General features: G+C 46.0%; 11 protein-coding genes. 6 read left to right on the top strand and 5 right to left on the bottom strand.

The genetic code is table 11. From position 1 onward, the window contains the following. Positions 1-19 precede the first annotated feature (19 nt). The 5 genes from PYW33_RS09465 to PYW33_RS09485 all read left to right on the top strand — a co-directional run bounded on the left by PYW33_RS09465 (position 20) and on the right by PYW33_RS09485 (position 5,861). Positions 20-2,014 (top strand): acetyl/propionyl/methylcrotonyl-CoA carboxylase subunit alpha, encoded by a 1,995-nt coding sequence (locus PYW33_RS09465; protein ID WP_004646589.1) that lies wholly within the window; start codon positions 20-22, stop codon positions 2,012-2,014. Then, positions 2,011-2,913, top strand: coding sequence for a hydroxymethylglutaryl-CoA lyase (locus PYW33_RS09470; protein ID WP_004646588.1), 903 nt, complete (start codon positions 2,011-2,013; stop codon positions 2,911-2,913). Before PYW33_RS09465 ends, PYW33_RS09470 begins: the two co-directional genes overlap by 4 nt. A gap of 93 nt (positions 2,914-3,006) precedes the next feature. Next, complete coding sequence (locus PYW33_RS09475) at positions 3,007-3,711, top strand: CoA transferase subunit A (protein ID WP_004646587.1); 705 nt, start codon at positions 3,007-3,009, stop codon at positions 3,709-3,711. A 2-nt stretch (positions 3,712-3,713) separates the two neighbouring features. Continuing rightward, on the top strand, positions 3,714-4,352 hold the full coding sequence (locus tag PYW33_RS09480; RefSeq protein WP_004646586.1) for a CoA transferase subunit B: 639 nt from the start codon (positions 3,714-3,716) through the stop codon (positions 4,350-4,352). Positions 4,353-4,448: 96 nt separating this feature from the next. Further along, complete coding sequence (locus PYW33_RS09485; protein WP_004646585.1) at positions 4,449-5,861, top strand: short-chain fatty acid transporter; 1,413 nt, start codon at positions 4,449-4,451, stop codon at positions 5,859-5,861. 54 nt (positions 5,862-5,915) lie between these two features. Here the strand turns inward: PYW33_RS09485 and PYW33_RS09490 are convergent, their stop codons facing one another. The 4 genes from PYW33_RS09490 to PYW33_RS09505 all read right to left on the bottom strand — a co-directional run bounded on the left by PYW33_RS09490 (position 5,916) and on the right by PYW33_RS09505 (position 10,420). Then, positions 5,916-7,406, bottom strand: coding sequence for an OmpA family protein (locus PYW33_RS09490; RefSeq protein WP_004646583.1), 1,491 nt, complete (start codon positions 7,404-7,406; stop codon positions 5,916-5,918). A 182-nt stretch (positions 7,407-7,588) separates the two neighbouring features. Next, the gene (locus tag PYW33_RS09495; protein ID WP_004280133.1) at positions 7,589-8,824 is read right to left on the bottom strand and encodes a dihydroorotase; all 1,236 of its coding nucleotides are present in this window, start codon (positions 8,822-8,824) and stop codon (positions 7,589-7,591) included. Between the two features lie 10 nt (positions 8,825-8,834). Beyond that, on the bottom strand, positions 8,835-9,851 hold the full coding sequence (locus PYW33_RS09500) for an aspartate carbamoyltransferase catalytic subunit (RefSeq protein ID WP_004280134.1): 1,017 nt from the start codon (positions 9,849-9,851) through the stop codon (positions 8,835-8,837). Positions 9,852-10,075: 224 nt separating this feature from the next. After that, entirely contained in the window at positions 10,076-10,420 is a 345-nt protein-coding gene (locus PYW33_RS09505) for a hypothetical protein (RefSeq protein WP_004646582.1), read from the bottom strand. A 232-nt stretch (positions 10,421-10,652) separates the two neighbouring features. On the opposite strand from PYW33_RS09505, the gene rlmKL reads away from it, so the two are divergent. Continuing rightward, complete coding sequence (gene rlmKL / locus PYW33_RS09510; RefSeq protein WP_004280136.1) at positions 10,653-12,857, top strand: bifunctional 23S rRNA (guanine(2069)-N(7))-methyltransferase RlmK/23S rRNA (guanine(2445)-N(2))-methyltransferase RlmL; 2,205 nt, start codon at positions 10,653-10,655, stop codon at positions 12,855-12,857. 185 nt (positions 12,858-13,042) lie between these two features. On the opposite strand, the gene clpB is transcribed toward rlmKL, so the two are convergent. Further along, positions 13,043-15,622 carry an ATP-dependent chaperone ClpB gene (gene clpB / locus PYW33_RS09515; protein ID WP_004646581.1) on the bottom strand — a complete coding sequence of 860 codons (2,580 nt, stop codon included), beginning with the start codon at positions 15,620-15,622 and terminating at the stop codon, positions 13,043-13,045. Positions 15,623-15,757 lie beyond the last annotated feature (135 nt).

Here is a 15,757-nt window from a genome sequence, read left to right on the forward strand (position 1 = left end):
CAACAAGAAGGATCCTACGATGTTTGAAAAGATTTTAATTGCCAACCGTGGTGAAATTGCCTGCCGTGTCATTCGTACAGCGAAGAAATTAGGTATTGCTACTGTTGCCGTCTACTCCGATGCCGATGCACTATCACAACATGTCAAACTGGCCGATGAAGCGATCTATATTGGTGAATCGCCAGCTGCACAAAGTTATTTACAGATTGATCACATTATTCAGGCAGCCAAAAGCACTGGTGCTCAGGCAATTCACCCAGGTTATGGTTTCCTGTCTGAAAATGACCAGTTCGCCCTGGCCTGTCAGGACAACAATATTGTGTTTATTGGCCCACCAGTCGATGCCATTCTGGCAATGGGTCTGAAAGCCACCTCTAAAGCCCTGATGGAAAAAGCCGGTGTGCCTTTAACCCCCGGCTATCATGGTACCAATCAGGATGCCGACTTCCTGAAACAGCAGGCAGACAATATTGGTTATCCGGTATTGATTAAAGCCAGTGCCGGCGGTGGCGGTAAAGGCATGCGTCTGGTGGAACGCAGTGAAGATTTCCTGAGTTCACTGGCATCTTGTAAAAGTGAAGCACGTTCAAGTTTTGGCAATGAAGACGTTCTGATTGAACGCTATGTGATTCAGCCACGTCATATTGAAGTGCAGGTATTTGGTGATACCCACGGCAATTATGTACATCTGTTCGAACGTGATTGCTCGGTACAGCGCCGTCACCAGAAAGTGCTGGAAGAAGCGCCTGCACCGAAAATGCCGGAAGACAAACTTGAGGCGATGCGTCAGGCGGCAATCGATGCTGCGCGTGCAGTGAACTATGTCGGTGCCGGTACAGTCGAGTTTATCGTGGAGCAAGACGGCACAGCTTACTTCATGGAAATGAACACCCGTCTTCAGGTTGAACATCCAGTGACGGAAATGATTACCGGACAGGATCTGGTGGAATGGCAACTGCGCGTGGCTTTTGGTGAACCTTTACCGAAGCAGCAGCATGAGTTGCAGATTCATGGACATGCACTCGAAGCCCGTGTTTATGCCGAAGAACCGGAAAAAGGCTTTATTCCTGCGATTGGTCAGATCAGCTACCTGCATTATCCGGAGCAAAGTGACTGTGTACGTGTGGATAGCGGTATTGTCGAAGGCGATGAAATCAGCACTTATTATGATCCGATGATTGCCAAACTGATTGTCTGGGGCAAAAACCGTGAAGCAGCCCTAACCCAGATGCACCATGCACTGGGTCAGTTCCATGTTGATGGTCTGGGTAACAATATTGCTTTTCTAGATCGCCTGGTGCTGTGTGACTCGTTTAAAAATGCACATTTAGATACTGGCCTGATTCAGCGTGAAGAGGAATTCCTGCTCAAACCTTCTGCGGATATCAGTGCCGAACTGGTGGTCAGTGCCGCACTGATTGAATTCCTGGCACGTCAAGCACAGAATCCCGTTCCAAGCAATCCGGTGTGGCAGCAAAAAGCATTCTGGCGCCTGAACCAGCAAAATAGCCATACAGTGCAATTACAACGCAATGGCATTAACCTGAAAATTCAGTTCAGCACCCAAGATCAAGGCTTTGTTGCCAGCTATAACGGTCAGCAAATTCAGATTCAGGGTCAACTCGTCGATGCCCATACTTTAGCCTTGCAACTGGCGGGTAAACAGCAAAAACTGGCTTTTAGCCAGAGTGAGCAAGGCATTACCCTGTTCCAGAATGGTCAAGGCTATAAGTTTAATTACTTGAAGTCTGATTTTAATAATCAGGATGAACAAGGCACGGAAAATAACCTGATCGCACCAATGCCAGGTGTCATTACCCAGGTGCTCGTGGCAGCCAATGACAAAGTCAAAAAAGATGATGTGCTGATGACGCTGGAAGCCATGAAGATCGAATACTCGATTCGCGCACCGCATGACGGCATCATCGCAAGCTCATATTTTCAGAAGGGTGATCAGGTTAAAGCCGGTGATAAACTGGTCGAGTTCCAGCCTCTGGCGGAGGAAGTGGCATGACGGATTTTGTCAAAATCGTAGAGGTCGGGCCACGCGATGGCCTGCAAAATGAAAAAATACCTTTGACATTGGATGACCGGAAAAACCTGATTCTGGACCTGATGAAAACCGGTCTGCAGTCCATCGAAGTCGGCTCCTGCGTTTCAGCCAAATGGGTACCGCAAATGGCAGACAGTGATGTGCTCTTTGCCAGCCTACCCCAAGATCCGAATATTCAGTTCAGTCTGCTGACCCCAAATCTGAAAGGTTTTGAATCGGCACTGGCTGTGGGTTGCAAGGAAGTGGCGGTATTTACTGCAGCTTCTGAAAGCTTTACCCGCAAAAACATCAACTGCTCGATTGATGAAAGCTTCGAGAAGTTTGCCGATGTCATGGCAGCAGCCAAAGCCAATGATATTAAGGTACGTGGCTATGTTTCCTGCATGGTGGACTGTCCTTATGAAGGTGCCATTGATCCGAAGCAGGTGGTCAAAGTCACCCAGCGTTTGCTGGAGATGGGCTGCTACGAAGTGTCATTGGGTGAAACCATTGGTACTGCTACCCCGGACCGGGTAAAAAATGTCTGGGAAGCTTGTTTGGCTGAACTTGATGCCAAAGTGCTGGCCGGTCATTTCCATAATACCTACGGCATGGCGATTGCCAATATTTATCAGTCACTGTTGCAAGGCATTCGGGTCTTTGACTCCTCCATTGCTGGACTGGGTGGCTGTCCTTATGCCCAAGGTGCATCTGGCAATGTCTCGACCGAAGACCTGTATTACCTGCTCTCGAATATGGGCTTTGAAACCGGTATTCAGCTGGATGCACTCATGCAGGCCAGTCGTAATATCAGTGAAGTCTTGCAGCGCAATAATCCATCCAATTATGCCAATGCCTACTGGCAAAAAGCCTGTGCTTAACAATAAGCATGCTTGAGCAAAATAAACTTAAGCAACCCATAAGGATATAAACAGCAGATTTAAGTCTGCTGTAATAACAATAGAGGTGACAAGATGTCAAACAAGGTTTATGACAGCGCTCAATCCGCCTTAAAGGATGTGGTGCAAGATGGTCATACTCTGGCTGTCGGTGGTTTCGGCCTATGTGGTATTCCAGAAGCTTTGATCACGACCCTAAAAGAAACTGGTGCCAAAAATTTGACCTGTATTTCCAATAATGCCGGTGTAGACGGCTTCGGTCTGGGGCTTTTACTGGAAACAAAACAGATTAAAAAAATGATCTCCTCTTATGTCGGTGAAAACAAGGAATTCGAACGTCAATATTTAAATGGCGAACTGGAAGTTGAGCTGACCCCACAGGGTACACTGGCAGAAAAATTACGTGCTGGCGGTGCCGGTATTCCGGCTTTTTATACGGCGACGGGTGTCGGAACCGTGATCGCTGAAGGTAAGGATGTCCGTGAATTTAATGGCAACTCTTACATTCTGGAAGAATCTTTAACAGCTGATGTTGCTCTGGTTAAAGCCTATAAGGCCGATAAAGCCGGCAACCTGATTTTCCGTAAAACCGCCCAGAACTTTAATCCGGTCTGTGCCATGGCCGGCAAAATTACCATTGCTGAAGTCGAAGAGATTGTCGAAATTGGCGTGCTGGATCCGGACGAAATCCATCTTCCGGGAATTTATGTGAACCGGATAGTCCTGAATGCTCAACCGGAAAAACGTATTGAACAGATGACTTTAAAGGCGGAGGCTTGATCATGGCTTGGACACGTAATGAAATGGCGCAGCGCGCGGCACAAGAGCTTGAAGATGGTTTCTACGTCAATCTAGGGATTGGCCTGCCGACGCTAGTCGCGAACTATATTCCGGAAAATATCAATGTCTGGTTGCAGTCTGAAAATGGCCTGCTGGGGATTGGCGAATTTCCAACCGAGGAGACAGTCGATGCCGACCTGATCAATGCCGGTAAACAGACGGTCACCGCACGAAAAGGTGCTTCATTTTTCTCAAGTGCCGACTCCTTTGCTATGATCCGTGGCGGTCATGTCAATATCGCCATTCTGGGTGCTATGGAAGTGTCTGAAACTGGTGATCTGGCCAACTGGATGATTCCAGGCAAAAAGGTCAAAGGCATGGGTGGTGCCATGGATCTGGTTGCGGGTGTACAAAAAGTCGTGGTCTTGATGGAACACTGTGCCAAAGATGGTACACCTAAGATAGTTCCAGAATGTAGTCTGCCGCTGACCGGCCAGGCTGTGGTGAATCGGATTATTACCGATCTCGGAGTACTGGATGTCACTCCTGATGGAATTCGACTGGTCGAACTGGCACCAGAGGTCAGTTTTGAAGAGATTCAAAAAGTCACGGGGGTAGCGCTACTACGTAACGCTGCCTGATCCAGCCAGCCCTTAAGAATGAAGCATCTTAAGGGCTTTTTTATATATAGCTGTTTCATTTCAAAATAATAATCGCAGAATAAATGGATTTTAATCATGCAAACTCAACAAAATATTTTGCAGCGCTTCGCCTTGCGCGTCAGCGACTGGTCTGAAAAATGGTTTCCGGATTCTTATATTTTTGCCCTGCTTGGCGTCATCATTGTGGCGATTGCCGCCATCGGAATTGGTGCACCCGCACAGGATGTCGCGATTTCCTTTGGAGACGGCTTCTGGAGCCTGATTCCCTTTACCTTGCAGATGTGCATGCTGATCGTGGTCGGTTATGTGGTTTCCGTATCTAAGCCTGTCCAGCTTCTGATCCAGAAAATGGCGCGCCTGCCACATTCCGGTCGTGGTGCGATTGTCCTGGTCGCCACGGTCAGCCTGTTAATTTCTCTGATTAATTGGGCCATGAGTACTGTACTGACTGCACTCCTAGTGATTGCACTGGCACAGCGTAAAGAGCTTAACATGGATTACCGCGCTGCTGCGGCTGCCGCGATTATCGGGATGGGTGCGACCTGGGCACTGGGCATCAGTTCTTCAGCTGCACAGTTACAGGCCAATAAAAGCAGTCTGCCTGAACCGATTTATAATCTGACGGGCGTGATTCCATTTACCGAAACCATTTTCCTGCCGCAATCCATGATCATGACGGCGGTACTGATTGTAGCTTCAATTGCGATTGCTTACTGGTCAGCACCTAAAGGGTCTGACATTAAAACCATTGAGCACTTCCCGATTCAGATTGAAGAAGAAAAACCGGAAGTATCTGCCGAAAAAAGACCGGGGGATTGGCTGGAAAATTCACCCATTTTAAGCATTCTGATTGTGATTCTGGGCGCAGTCTGGATGTTTAACGAATTTTCCAAAAGCAATCCGATTCTGGCCATTTCCAGCTTAAATACCTATAACTTTATCTTCCTGATTTTGGGCGTGGCCTTACACGGTACACCGCGAAATTTCCTGAATGCGGTATCCAAAGCCGTACCCGCCATTTCTGGGGTACTGATCCAGTTTCCGCTGTATGGCAGTATTGCCTTTATGATGACCAATGCGCTAAACCCGGCCGATCTGTCATTGTCACATTACATTGCCGAGTTCTTTGTTTCCATTGCCTCGCAGGAAACCTTTGCCATTGTGATGGGCTTATACTCGGCGATTCTGGGTTTCTTTATTCCTTCTGGCGGAGGGAAATGGATTATCGAAGCACCCTATGTGATGCAGGCTGCACATGACTTGAAAGTGCATCTGGGCTGGTCGGTACAGATTTATAATGCGGCAGAAGCCTTGCCGAATCTGATTAATCCATTCTTTATGCTTCCGATGTTGGGTATCCTGAAATTAAAAGCCAAAGATGTGATTGGATTTACGGTGACCCAGTTGATTTTCCATCTGCCTTTGGTACTGTTCCTGCTATGGTTCCTAGGAAGAACGCTGACCTACAGCCCGCCGGTATTTTCTTAATTCAAAACAATAAAAAAGGACGAAAATTCGTCCTTTTTTATTTAGGCCGCTCTCTTAATTTCCTGTCTTCTCAACTACACCTTCATCATCTACTTCACGAACAATTCCCGTTTCGGTATTCACGACCTCAAAGGTCACGCGACGGTTCTGAAACTGTCCGGCAGGTGTGGCATTGGGTTCAACCGGCTGATCCTCTCCCATGCCAACTGCCTGTAACTGTGCAGGATTGACCCCTTTTCCAACGAGATAACTGGTAATCGCTTGAGCTCGTTGCACAGACAGCACCTTATTTTCTGCTTCACTACCCTGAGCATCGGCATGTCCTGTAACCTTCAGAATGACATGCGGTGCTCGTTGCAATAATGCAGCAGCCTGATCCAGCACCAATTTATTGACCTCGGGAACTTCAGTCGATGCCGTATCAAAATTAATGATCTGTAAATTCAGTGCAGTCGCCACATCCAGCGCTTTAACATTATCGGTCTTGATACTGGCCAAGGCTTGTTCTGCCTCACTATTGGCGGTATTAATCACGTCACTTCTATTGAGCGGCTGCTGGGTCACCACTGTGACATTTTTGGCCAGACTACGAATTTGTGCTGCCAGACGCTCGGCCTCTGCATTGGTTGCTGCACGCACTGAAACCTGATTGCCAATCCAGTCAAGTGACACATTTGGCATTCCCTGCATTGTTCTCAACACAGTCGGAATAGTATCCTGATCAATAAATTCTGAATGATAAACCTCACTGCTCAGCGCCCCACAACCAATATTATAATTAAAGATCTGTTTGATCTCGTTTTGCAAAATTTCCATATACTGCGGATTATTCAGCTGTAATTGACAACTGACAATTTCGCCATTACTGCCTGTACTTAATCGCAAGGATGCAGGCTGAGCTGCAGCAACTTCACTGGTCGCTTGGGTATTTGAATCTTCAACATCATCCTGCATGCAGCTACGAACCAAAAACAGGATCAAACCCGCCAGAATCAGAAAAATAATAAACGGCCATAAAAAGCCGGTTTTTCTCTCTTCCTGAACAATGATGGTCTGCTCCGCCAATACAGGTTCCTGATTTAAATTCTGCCCTGCCAAGGGTGAAACTCCAAGCGCTGCCAGAATAGGGCCAGCCCAAACGGGTAATGCGCGCTGAATCGAATCGGCGTGGGTTTCCAGCAAATGGCTAATCGCTTCCGGACTTGAAGCACCCGCTTCGGTCTGTAAAAAATTCATGGTCGGTACAATTGACCGGTTCAAGGTATGCTCTATTTCATCTTGTGGCGCGCTCTGATCCACTTGATCCAGAAACTGCTGCTTGAGTGCCGGATTTGCATTGAATAATTCATGAATTTTTGGATTAAGTTGCTGACCAAGATTCTCAATCCAGGCGGGACGTGCACGCAATATACTTAAAAATATGGGATAGAATTGAGCCAAAGCTTGATCTTTGGCAAATAAATGCTCGGTTTCACCTTGAAGCACAATCGCCGTAACATCGCTTTTTAAGCGTTCTATAAAGTCTATATTCATAATCGTCACCATTCTTTTGATTTTTCTAATGTTTAATATTTAATCAGTGTAACGATCCCCATTTTTTGAAAATGTAAATAATTGTATGAATATCATAAAGTTTCACTGTTTTTGTTGAGTACTCATTTTACCAACACAAAATTTAAAAAATAAAAAAAGCCAGCCGAAGCTGACTTTTATAAAATTGGGATCATTTAAGCAGCAAAAGTTTGAACCACTTTACCCAGCACTTTTTGATTAATTAGCGGGGTATTTTTACCTTGTGACACGATGCTTTCTTTATTCAGGGTCCATTCCAGTTCCGGATCTAGCAGCACCCAGCCTGATTCATTTATCCATCGATCTGCCATTTGTGCAACACGAGCCGGAGCTAGGGTCACTTTTTCCACCCATTCCAGTGGAGTCAACAACCCCTCACGAATCAATTGCAGACCAAAAGGCACATAGGTATCAAAAGCAGTGAAACCTGGCTGCGTTTCAGCAAACGGCGCCATTTTCGCAGAGCTGCTTAGCGGTTCATGATGAGTACAAATCGCATCAATCACACCTGATTTTACACCCTGACGCAGTAATTCTTTGTCCTGTTCAGAACGAAGCGGTGGACGCACATGTGCAAGAGAGTTAAATCCATCAATCAAATGATCAGTTAAATGTAACTGATGCATGGCCACATCACAGGTCACCGGTAAGCCTTTTTCCTTGGCAATACGGATCAATTCCACCGAAGCACCACAAGACAACAGACCAAAGTGTGCTCGTACTTTGGTTGATTCAATCATCAACAGATATTTGGCAATCGCCACGGTTTCAGCCAGTGCCGGAATCATCGGCAAGCCCTGACGTGATGCAATAAACCCTTCATGCACACAGCCGTCTTTGGCAATTTGTGGTTCTTCCGCATAGAACACCACCGTCAGGTCTAAGCCTGCAGCATATTCAAGGGTACGCAGTACCACATCATCATTGGCAAACGGCGCACTGGCATTGGAAACCGCAGTACAACCGCCCTTTTTCAAGCCCGCCATATTTGCCGGTTGTTGACCATTTAAGCCTTGGGTTTGCGCACCAATCACTTGAAGATAGATCCCACCATCCAGCATGGCTTTTTCGACCAGACCGTGAATCAGCGCACCATTATCTTGTACGATTGGCTTTGAATCGGGTGGCGTAAATACGTGCAAAATGCCATTTTCACGTGCCGCTTTTCCTTCAGACTTAAGCGTACCGTGTTGCTGTTGACCCGGTTCACGTAAACGCGCACACAAATCGACCATGGTTGGCATTAACCATTTACCTTGACCATCAATCGTTTCAGAGACGTCTGCTGTTTCTGCAACGAATTTTCCATTTTCCAGATACACGGTCTGGATAGAATTAGTGTTTTGGATTGGATCAAGAACACGGACATTTTCAATTTTTACAATAGTCATGACTTATTCCTTAACCCGCAATCGCTTCAATCAAACCTTGTTCTTGTAACTGGCCTTGCATCGATAAAGCCAACACCGCCATACGCACGGCAATACCATTGGTCACCTGCTTCAAAATCACAGATTGCGGACCATCCGCAATACTTGAGTCGATTTCAACGCCGCGGTTCATTGGTCCCGGATGCATCACGATACAATCCGGTTTGGCCATGGCAAGACGTTCTTTATTCAAGCCATACATTTTGTAGAACTCTGCTTGCGAGGCCAGTGCCGGAGAATCAATACGCTCGTTTTGAATACGTAAGGTAATGATCACGTCGCAGTCTTTGATGCCGTCTTCCATATTGTTAAATAGACGAACACCATCGCCATATTCTTCAAAACCCAATGGCAGCAAGGTATTCGGTGCAATCACCCGGATATCCTGGCAACCTAAAGTTTGCAAGGCAGCCACATCTGAACGCGCGACACGTGAATGCTTGATATCGCCAATAATGGCAATCGACATTTCTTCGAATTTTTTATTGGTTTCGCGGCGAATGGTCAGCATGTCCAGCATCGCTTGAGTCGGATGCGCATGACGGCCATCACCGGCATTAATAATTGCCACTGTTGGACAGACATCCTTGGCAATAAAATGCGCTGCCCCTGAAGATGAATGACGCACCACGAAAATATCGGCCGCCATGGCTTCCAGATTCCATAACGTGTCACGCAGGGTTTCACCTTTGGAAGTACTCGAACGGGCAATATCGATATTGAGAACGTTGGCAGAAAGGCGCTTGGCAGCGGCTTCAAAGGTGGTGCGGGTACGGGTTGAATTTTCGAAGAACAGGTTCATCACCGTTTTGCCTTCGAGCAAATTATTGGTGATCAGCTGATTTTGGTCATTAAAAAAGGACTGTGCAGTGTCCAATATTTTTGTCAGGGTTTCTTTAGAAAGACCTTCGATGGTCAAGAAGTGTTTTAGATTACCTTCTTTATTGAGTTGAATCTGGCTCGGTGTATGCAATGCCGCCAAGTGCATGAGAGATTCCTTATGCGTTAAGTCAACATATTATACAGAGATTGGCGAATTTTTATAGTTGGCCATGCTGCTACTTGTACAAAAAGCATCTGAACAATAAAAATAAAAAATCAGATTCCTTTGTATTTTTTCAATAACATAATTTAACCCGATTTGCATCTTGCTGATTTTAAGTACAAAACCAACGGGCGCTTCAGTCTGGAGCATTCACACCCATCTCAGGTTTAACGCAGTGCACCAATATAACGATGTGACACCTGTGCACGATAGATATCGTCTTCATCCGGTTCGACCGAGATCAGCCCTTCCTGCTGGCTTGGGTGTGCAGATTCTGTTTGTGAGTCTTGTGCTGTTTCAGAAATCTCCAGTACCATTTTGAGGCGCTGGATCAGATGATTCAAATCTGGATCCTGGGTTTGCTCTGCCAGTTGAATCACATGCCGGGCATAATCCAGGTTCTCTGCCAGATAAATTGCATCAATTACCCGACCGGAAACCCGTCGTAAACGTGCATAAATTAAAGTGGCCACTGAAAAAGCGTCATGGTTGCGTAACTGATTCTCTAACATCTTAACCCCCATTATAAAATTGAAAAATCAGGCAGCCATCGCTCCCCATCGACTGACCGCCTGATTTGCCATGTATAGAGCAAAATGCATACCAGTTCCTCAATTTATAGTGTGAATATTATTTTTCTCTATCACATGCCACGGCCTTTCAGAGAATTTCAAAAGCTTTCAATATAAAAATACGGTAAACTTAGCGCAGTTTTTTATTTATCTTTTTTGGTCTCTCTATTATATGAATACCTCTCCACGTTTAAGCAATTATTGGGTCACCTGTGCCGATGGTCTGGAAACCTTATTAGAAGAAGAAATACAAGGCTTAGGTGTTCAGAATATTGAGCGTTTTCCAGGCCGTTTAACCTTTAAAGGTACACTGGAAAATGCTTATCGTATCTGCATGTGGTCACGTCTGGCTTCACGTGTCTTGATGCCGATCCACACGCATGAAATTGAATTTTCTCATGATGCGCGTGATGTGGCAGAAGAACTCTATGAAGGGGCTCTCAGCTTTGACTGGTCGCTGATTTTTGCACCACAAAGTACCTTTGCGATTCGTTTGCATGTCGAACGTGATATCAAGGTCAATACCCAGTTTGCGACTTTACGTGCCAAAGATGGTGTCGTAGATTCCTTTATGGAAGCCGTAGGCAAACGTCCAAGCATTGATACCAAACAGCCTGAAATTACCATGTATATTCTGGCAGGCAAGAAAGAACATACTTACTGCCTGGACCTGTCTGGCGACTCTTTGCATAAACGCGGTTATCGCCGCTTTATGACTGACGCCCCAATCAAGGAAAACCTGGCCGCTGCGATTCTGCAAAAAGGTGGTTTAAAAGCGTTAAATCCGGACATCATTGTCGATCCAATGTGTGGTTCAGGTACCTTTATTATTGAATCCCTAATGATTTTGACCGACCGTGCACCGGGTCTGGTCCGTCGTTTCGGTTTTAATGGCTGGAATGGCCATGACCATGAACTGTGGATGAGCATCAAGGCCGAAGCTGCTGAACGTCATCAAGCGGCAATGGAAAATCCATTACCACAATTCTATGCCTTCGATGCGGACTGGGAAGCGGTTAAAGCCACCAGACAAAATATTATCGCGGCGGGTTTTGAAGCTGCTCTCGACAATATCATGATCGAAGAACGGACTTTAAATGACTGGCCTGATTTCCATGCAGAAGGCAAGAAAGTATTCTTCGTGACCAACCCGCCATATGGCGAACGTCTCGGCGATAAAGCGCAAAACCGTTCTTTATACCTGGGTTTATCGGCTTTATTGCAAAAGAATTTCCCGAATCAAAAAGCGGCTGTGATTGCCTCCCAAGTGGAACAGGCCGATGTGCTAGCGTTCAATGATCCGCAAATCCTGCGTTTGATGAATGGTAAATTGCCGATCTATATCCGCTTCGGTACGGTTAAACCGGCCGCAGTGGTACGTCCATTCCTAGAAAGCTGGCAGCCTCAGCAGTTTGAACCGATTGAAGGTGCGATGGAATTTGCCAACCGTCTGACCAAAAATATGCAAGCTCTAAAAAAATGGGCAGTCAAGGAACAGATCCATTGTTTACGTCTCTATGATGCAGATTTACCTGATTTTAACGTCGCAGTAGATCTGTATGGCGAGCGTTTGCATGTACAAGAATATGCGCCACCTAAAACTATTGATCCGGAAAAAGCCAAAAAACGTTTCAACCTGGCCTTACAGGCAATTCGTGCCGTGACCGGTTTGGGCCGTGATGCGATCTTTATCAAGACCCGTGCACGTCAGGAAGGTAAAAACCAGTACACCAAACAAAGTACAGCATCCAAGCGTTTTATCGTTCAGGAAGGTCAAGCCAAGATTCTGGTCAACCTGACCGATTATCTGGATACCGGTCTGTTTCTGGATCACCGTCAAATGCGTTTACGTATTGCACGTGAAGCAAAAGGCAAACACTTCCTGAACCTGTACAGCTATACCTCAACGGCAAGTTTACATGCTGCTTTGGGTGGTGCTGCAAGTACAACCAGCGTCGATCTGTCGAATACTTATTTGAACTGGTCTAAAGAAAATTTTGTTCTGAACGGCTTAACCGTGGATCATGCGGATGAACAGCATCAGTTCTTTGCCTCTGACTGTTTCGAATGGCTAAAAGAAGGTCATGAGCAATATGAGCTGATCTTTATCGACCCACCAACCTTCTCAAACTCGAAGAAATTCTACGGGACCTTTGACGTACAGCGCGACCATTTGTCCCTGTTAAAACGTGCGATGAACCGCTTAACCACTGATGGTACCTTGTATTTCTCAAATAACTATCGTGGTTTTGAGATGGATGAAGAAATTCTGGCCTTCTTTGATGTTGAAGAAATTACCCAGGAAACCATTGGACCTGACTTCAAGCGGAATCAAAAGATTCACCGTGCCTGGAAAATCCGTCATCCGCAAGTGTAATTTGATGATGAATTAACTGTCTTTATCACGATTGATATCTTCTTTATTTTCCCTGAGCTGAGTTTTAAGCCATGCTTTAAAGCTCGCCGCAACAAGAATACAAAAGTGTTGCAATGCTCGAAGTTAACAATAAGATTAAAAAAAACCCAGCCTAGGCTGGGTTTTTTGTTGCAAGGAGAAGTGGTTTAGTTAAGTTTCATTTTTTCAAAGATTAACTCACCTGCTTCAGCTTTCACCAGAATGGTATCGCCCGGCTGGAACTCTCCGCCCAGGATTTTCTGCGCCAGACCATTTTCAATACGCTGCTGGATTGCACGTTTCAGGGGGCGCGCACCATACAGTGGATCAAAGCCAGCATCGATTAACTGATCGAAAGCACTGTCATCTACCGACAAGCGCATATCACGTTCTGCCAGACGTTGACGTAAACGGTTCAACTGGATATCGGCAATACCGCGAATCTGGTCTTTTTCCAGCGCATGGAACACTACCAGTTCATCAATACGGTTAATAAATTCTGGACGGAAATGTTCCGATACCGCATTCATCACCACCGTACGGACTTCTTCTTTTGTGGCATTACCGCCCAATTCACGTACATCCTGCGAACCCAGGTTCGAAGTCATGACGATCACAGAGTTTTTAAAGTCCACTACCCGGCCTTGCGAGTCAGTTAAACGGCCATCATCCAGTACCTGTAGCAAGATGTTAAATACGTCCGGATGCGCTTTTTCGACTTCATCAAACAAGATCACACTATACGGTTTACGACGTACGGCTTCAGTAAGCACCCCACCTTCTTCATAACCGACATAGCCCGGAGGCGCACCAACCAAACGGCTGACCGAATGTTTTTCCATAAATTCTGACATATCGATACGCACCATGGCATCGTCGCTGTCAAACAGGAAATTCGCCAAGGCTTTGGTCAATTCTGTTTTACCGACACCCGTTGGCCCCAGGAACAGGAATGACCCACTTGGACGGTTCGGATCTGACAGACCGGCACGTGAACGGCGTACTGCATTGGATACCGCCACCACGGCTTCATCTTGCCCTACTACACGGTTATGCAGGAATTCTTCCATATGTAGCAATTTGTCACGCTCGCCTTGCAGCATTTTCGCAACCGGAATACCGGTCGCAGCACTCACTACTTCAGCAATTTCATTGTCGGTGACTTTGTTACGCAGCAATTTTGGCGTTGCGCTTTCATCGGCTTTTTCAGCCAGTTCAAGCTGCTTTTGCAACTCTGGTATCACGCCATATTGCAAACGCGCGGCCTCGCCCAGATCACCTTCACGTTGCGCTTTTTCAAGTGCTGTACGTGCCTGATCCAGTTTGATCTGTACGTCTTTATTGCCTTCGACCAGCGCTTTATCTGCACGCCAGACTTCTTCCAGGTCATGATACTCTTTTTCAACTGTGGCGATCTGATCGGACAAGTATTGAATCTCAGCTTTGGCACCTGAGTCTTCATCTTTTTTCACCGCTTCCAGCTGCATTTTTAACTGAATCAGACGGCGTTCCAGTTTATCCAGTGCTTCTGGTTTAGAATCGAGTTCCATTTTGATGCGCGATGCTGCTTCATCAATCAGGTCAATAGCTTTATCCGGCAACTGACGGTCGGTGATATAACGATGTGACATTTTCGCCGCCGCAATAATCGCGGAATCCAGAATCTGTACCCCGTGATGGGTGGCATAGCGATCTTTCAGACCACGCAGAATCGCAATGGTATCTTCCACGCTTGGCTCATCGACCAGTACTTTCTGGAAACGACGTTCCAGCGCTGCATCTTTTTCAATATACTGACGATATTCATCCAGTGTGGTCGCACCGACACAGCGCAGCTCGCCACGGGCCAACGCAGGTTTCAGCATGTTACCGGCATCCATCGCGCCATCACCTTTACCGGCACCCACCAGCGTATGCAACTCGTCGATAAACAGGATGATTTCACCTTCGTGTTTGGCAATATCTTTCAGAACCGCTTTTAAGCGCTCTTCAAACTCACCACGGTATTTGGCGCCAGCCAGCAAAGAACCTAGATCTAGAGATAAAACACGCTTCCCTTTGAGTCCTTCAGGCACTTCACCATTAATAATCCGCTGCGCCAGACCTTCGACAATCGCCGTTTTACCGACCCCTGGCTCACCGATAAGTACCGGGTTATTTTTGGTACGGCGTGACAAGACCTGAATAGTACGACGGATTTCATCATCACGGCCAATCACAGGATCAAGCTTGCCTGCCAACGCACGTTCAGTTAAATCAATGGTGTACTTATTCAGTGAATCACGCTGATCTTCATAATTGTTGCTCATGACTTTTTCATCGCCTCGGATTTGATTAATCAGCTGTTTCAGTAGATCTGCTTTTACGCCGACACTACTGAGTATTTTTTGCGTAGATCCTGTTTCAGCCAGTGCTAAAATCAACCAATCAACACTAACGAATTCATCTCCGGCTTTTTGTGCATAACTCTCCGTTAATGTCAGTACTTTATAAGCTTCAGGATTTACATTAATGTCCGCTGACGGATTTGATAATTTTGCCGCATCATTGAGGGCTTGTTGTAGCTTCGTTTGCAGCTCAACTAAATTTGCACCTGCTTGCTGTAATAAGCTTGCATAAGAAGCTTCTTTTAAAACTGCATGGAGAAGATGAATCGGTTCAATTGCGGTATGGTCTTTGCTCATAGCGAAGACTTGTGCATCTGAAAGGATCTGCTGCAGGCGATTGGTAAATTTTTCAAAACGCATTCTTGTTATTCCTCACAACAAATGTTCTACTTGATGGATATATGGGTGCACTTGATAAAATTTCAAATCATTTTTATATATTTTTCAAAAACTTAATATAAACATTTAGACAGTCTTTAATAATAATATTGGTGT

Origin of the sequence: Acinetobacter lwoffii (assembly GCF_029024105.1) — a bacterium.
In the GTDB taxonomy this organism is placed as follows: Bacteria; Pseudomonadota; Gammaproteobacteria; order Pseudomonadales; family Moraxellaceae; genus Acinetobacter; species Acinetobacter lwoffii.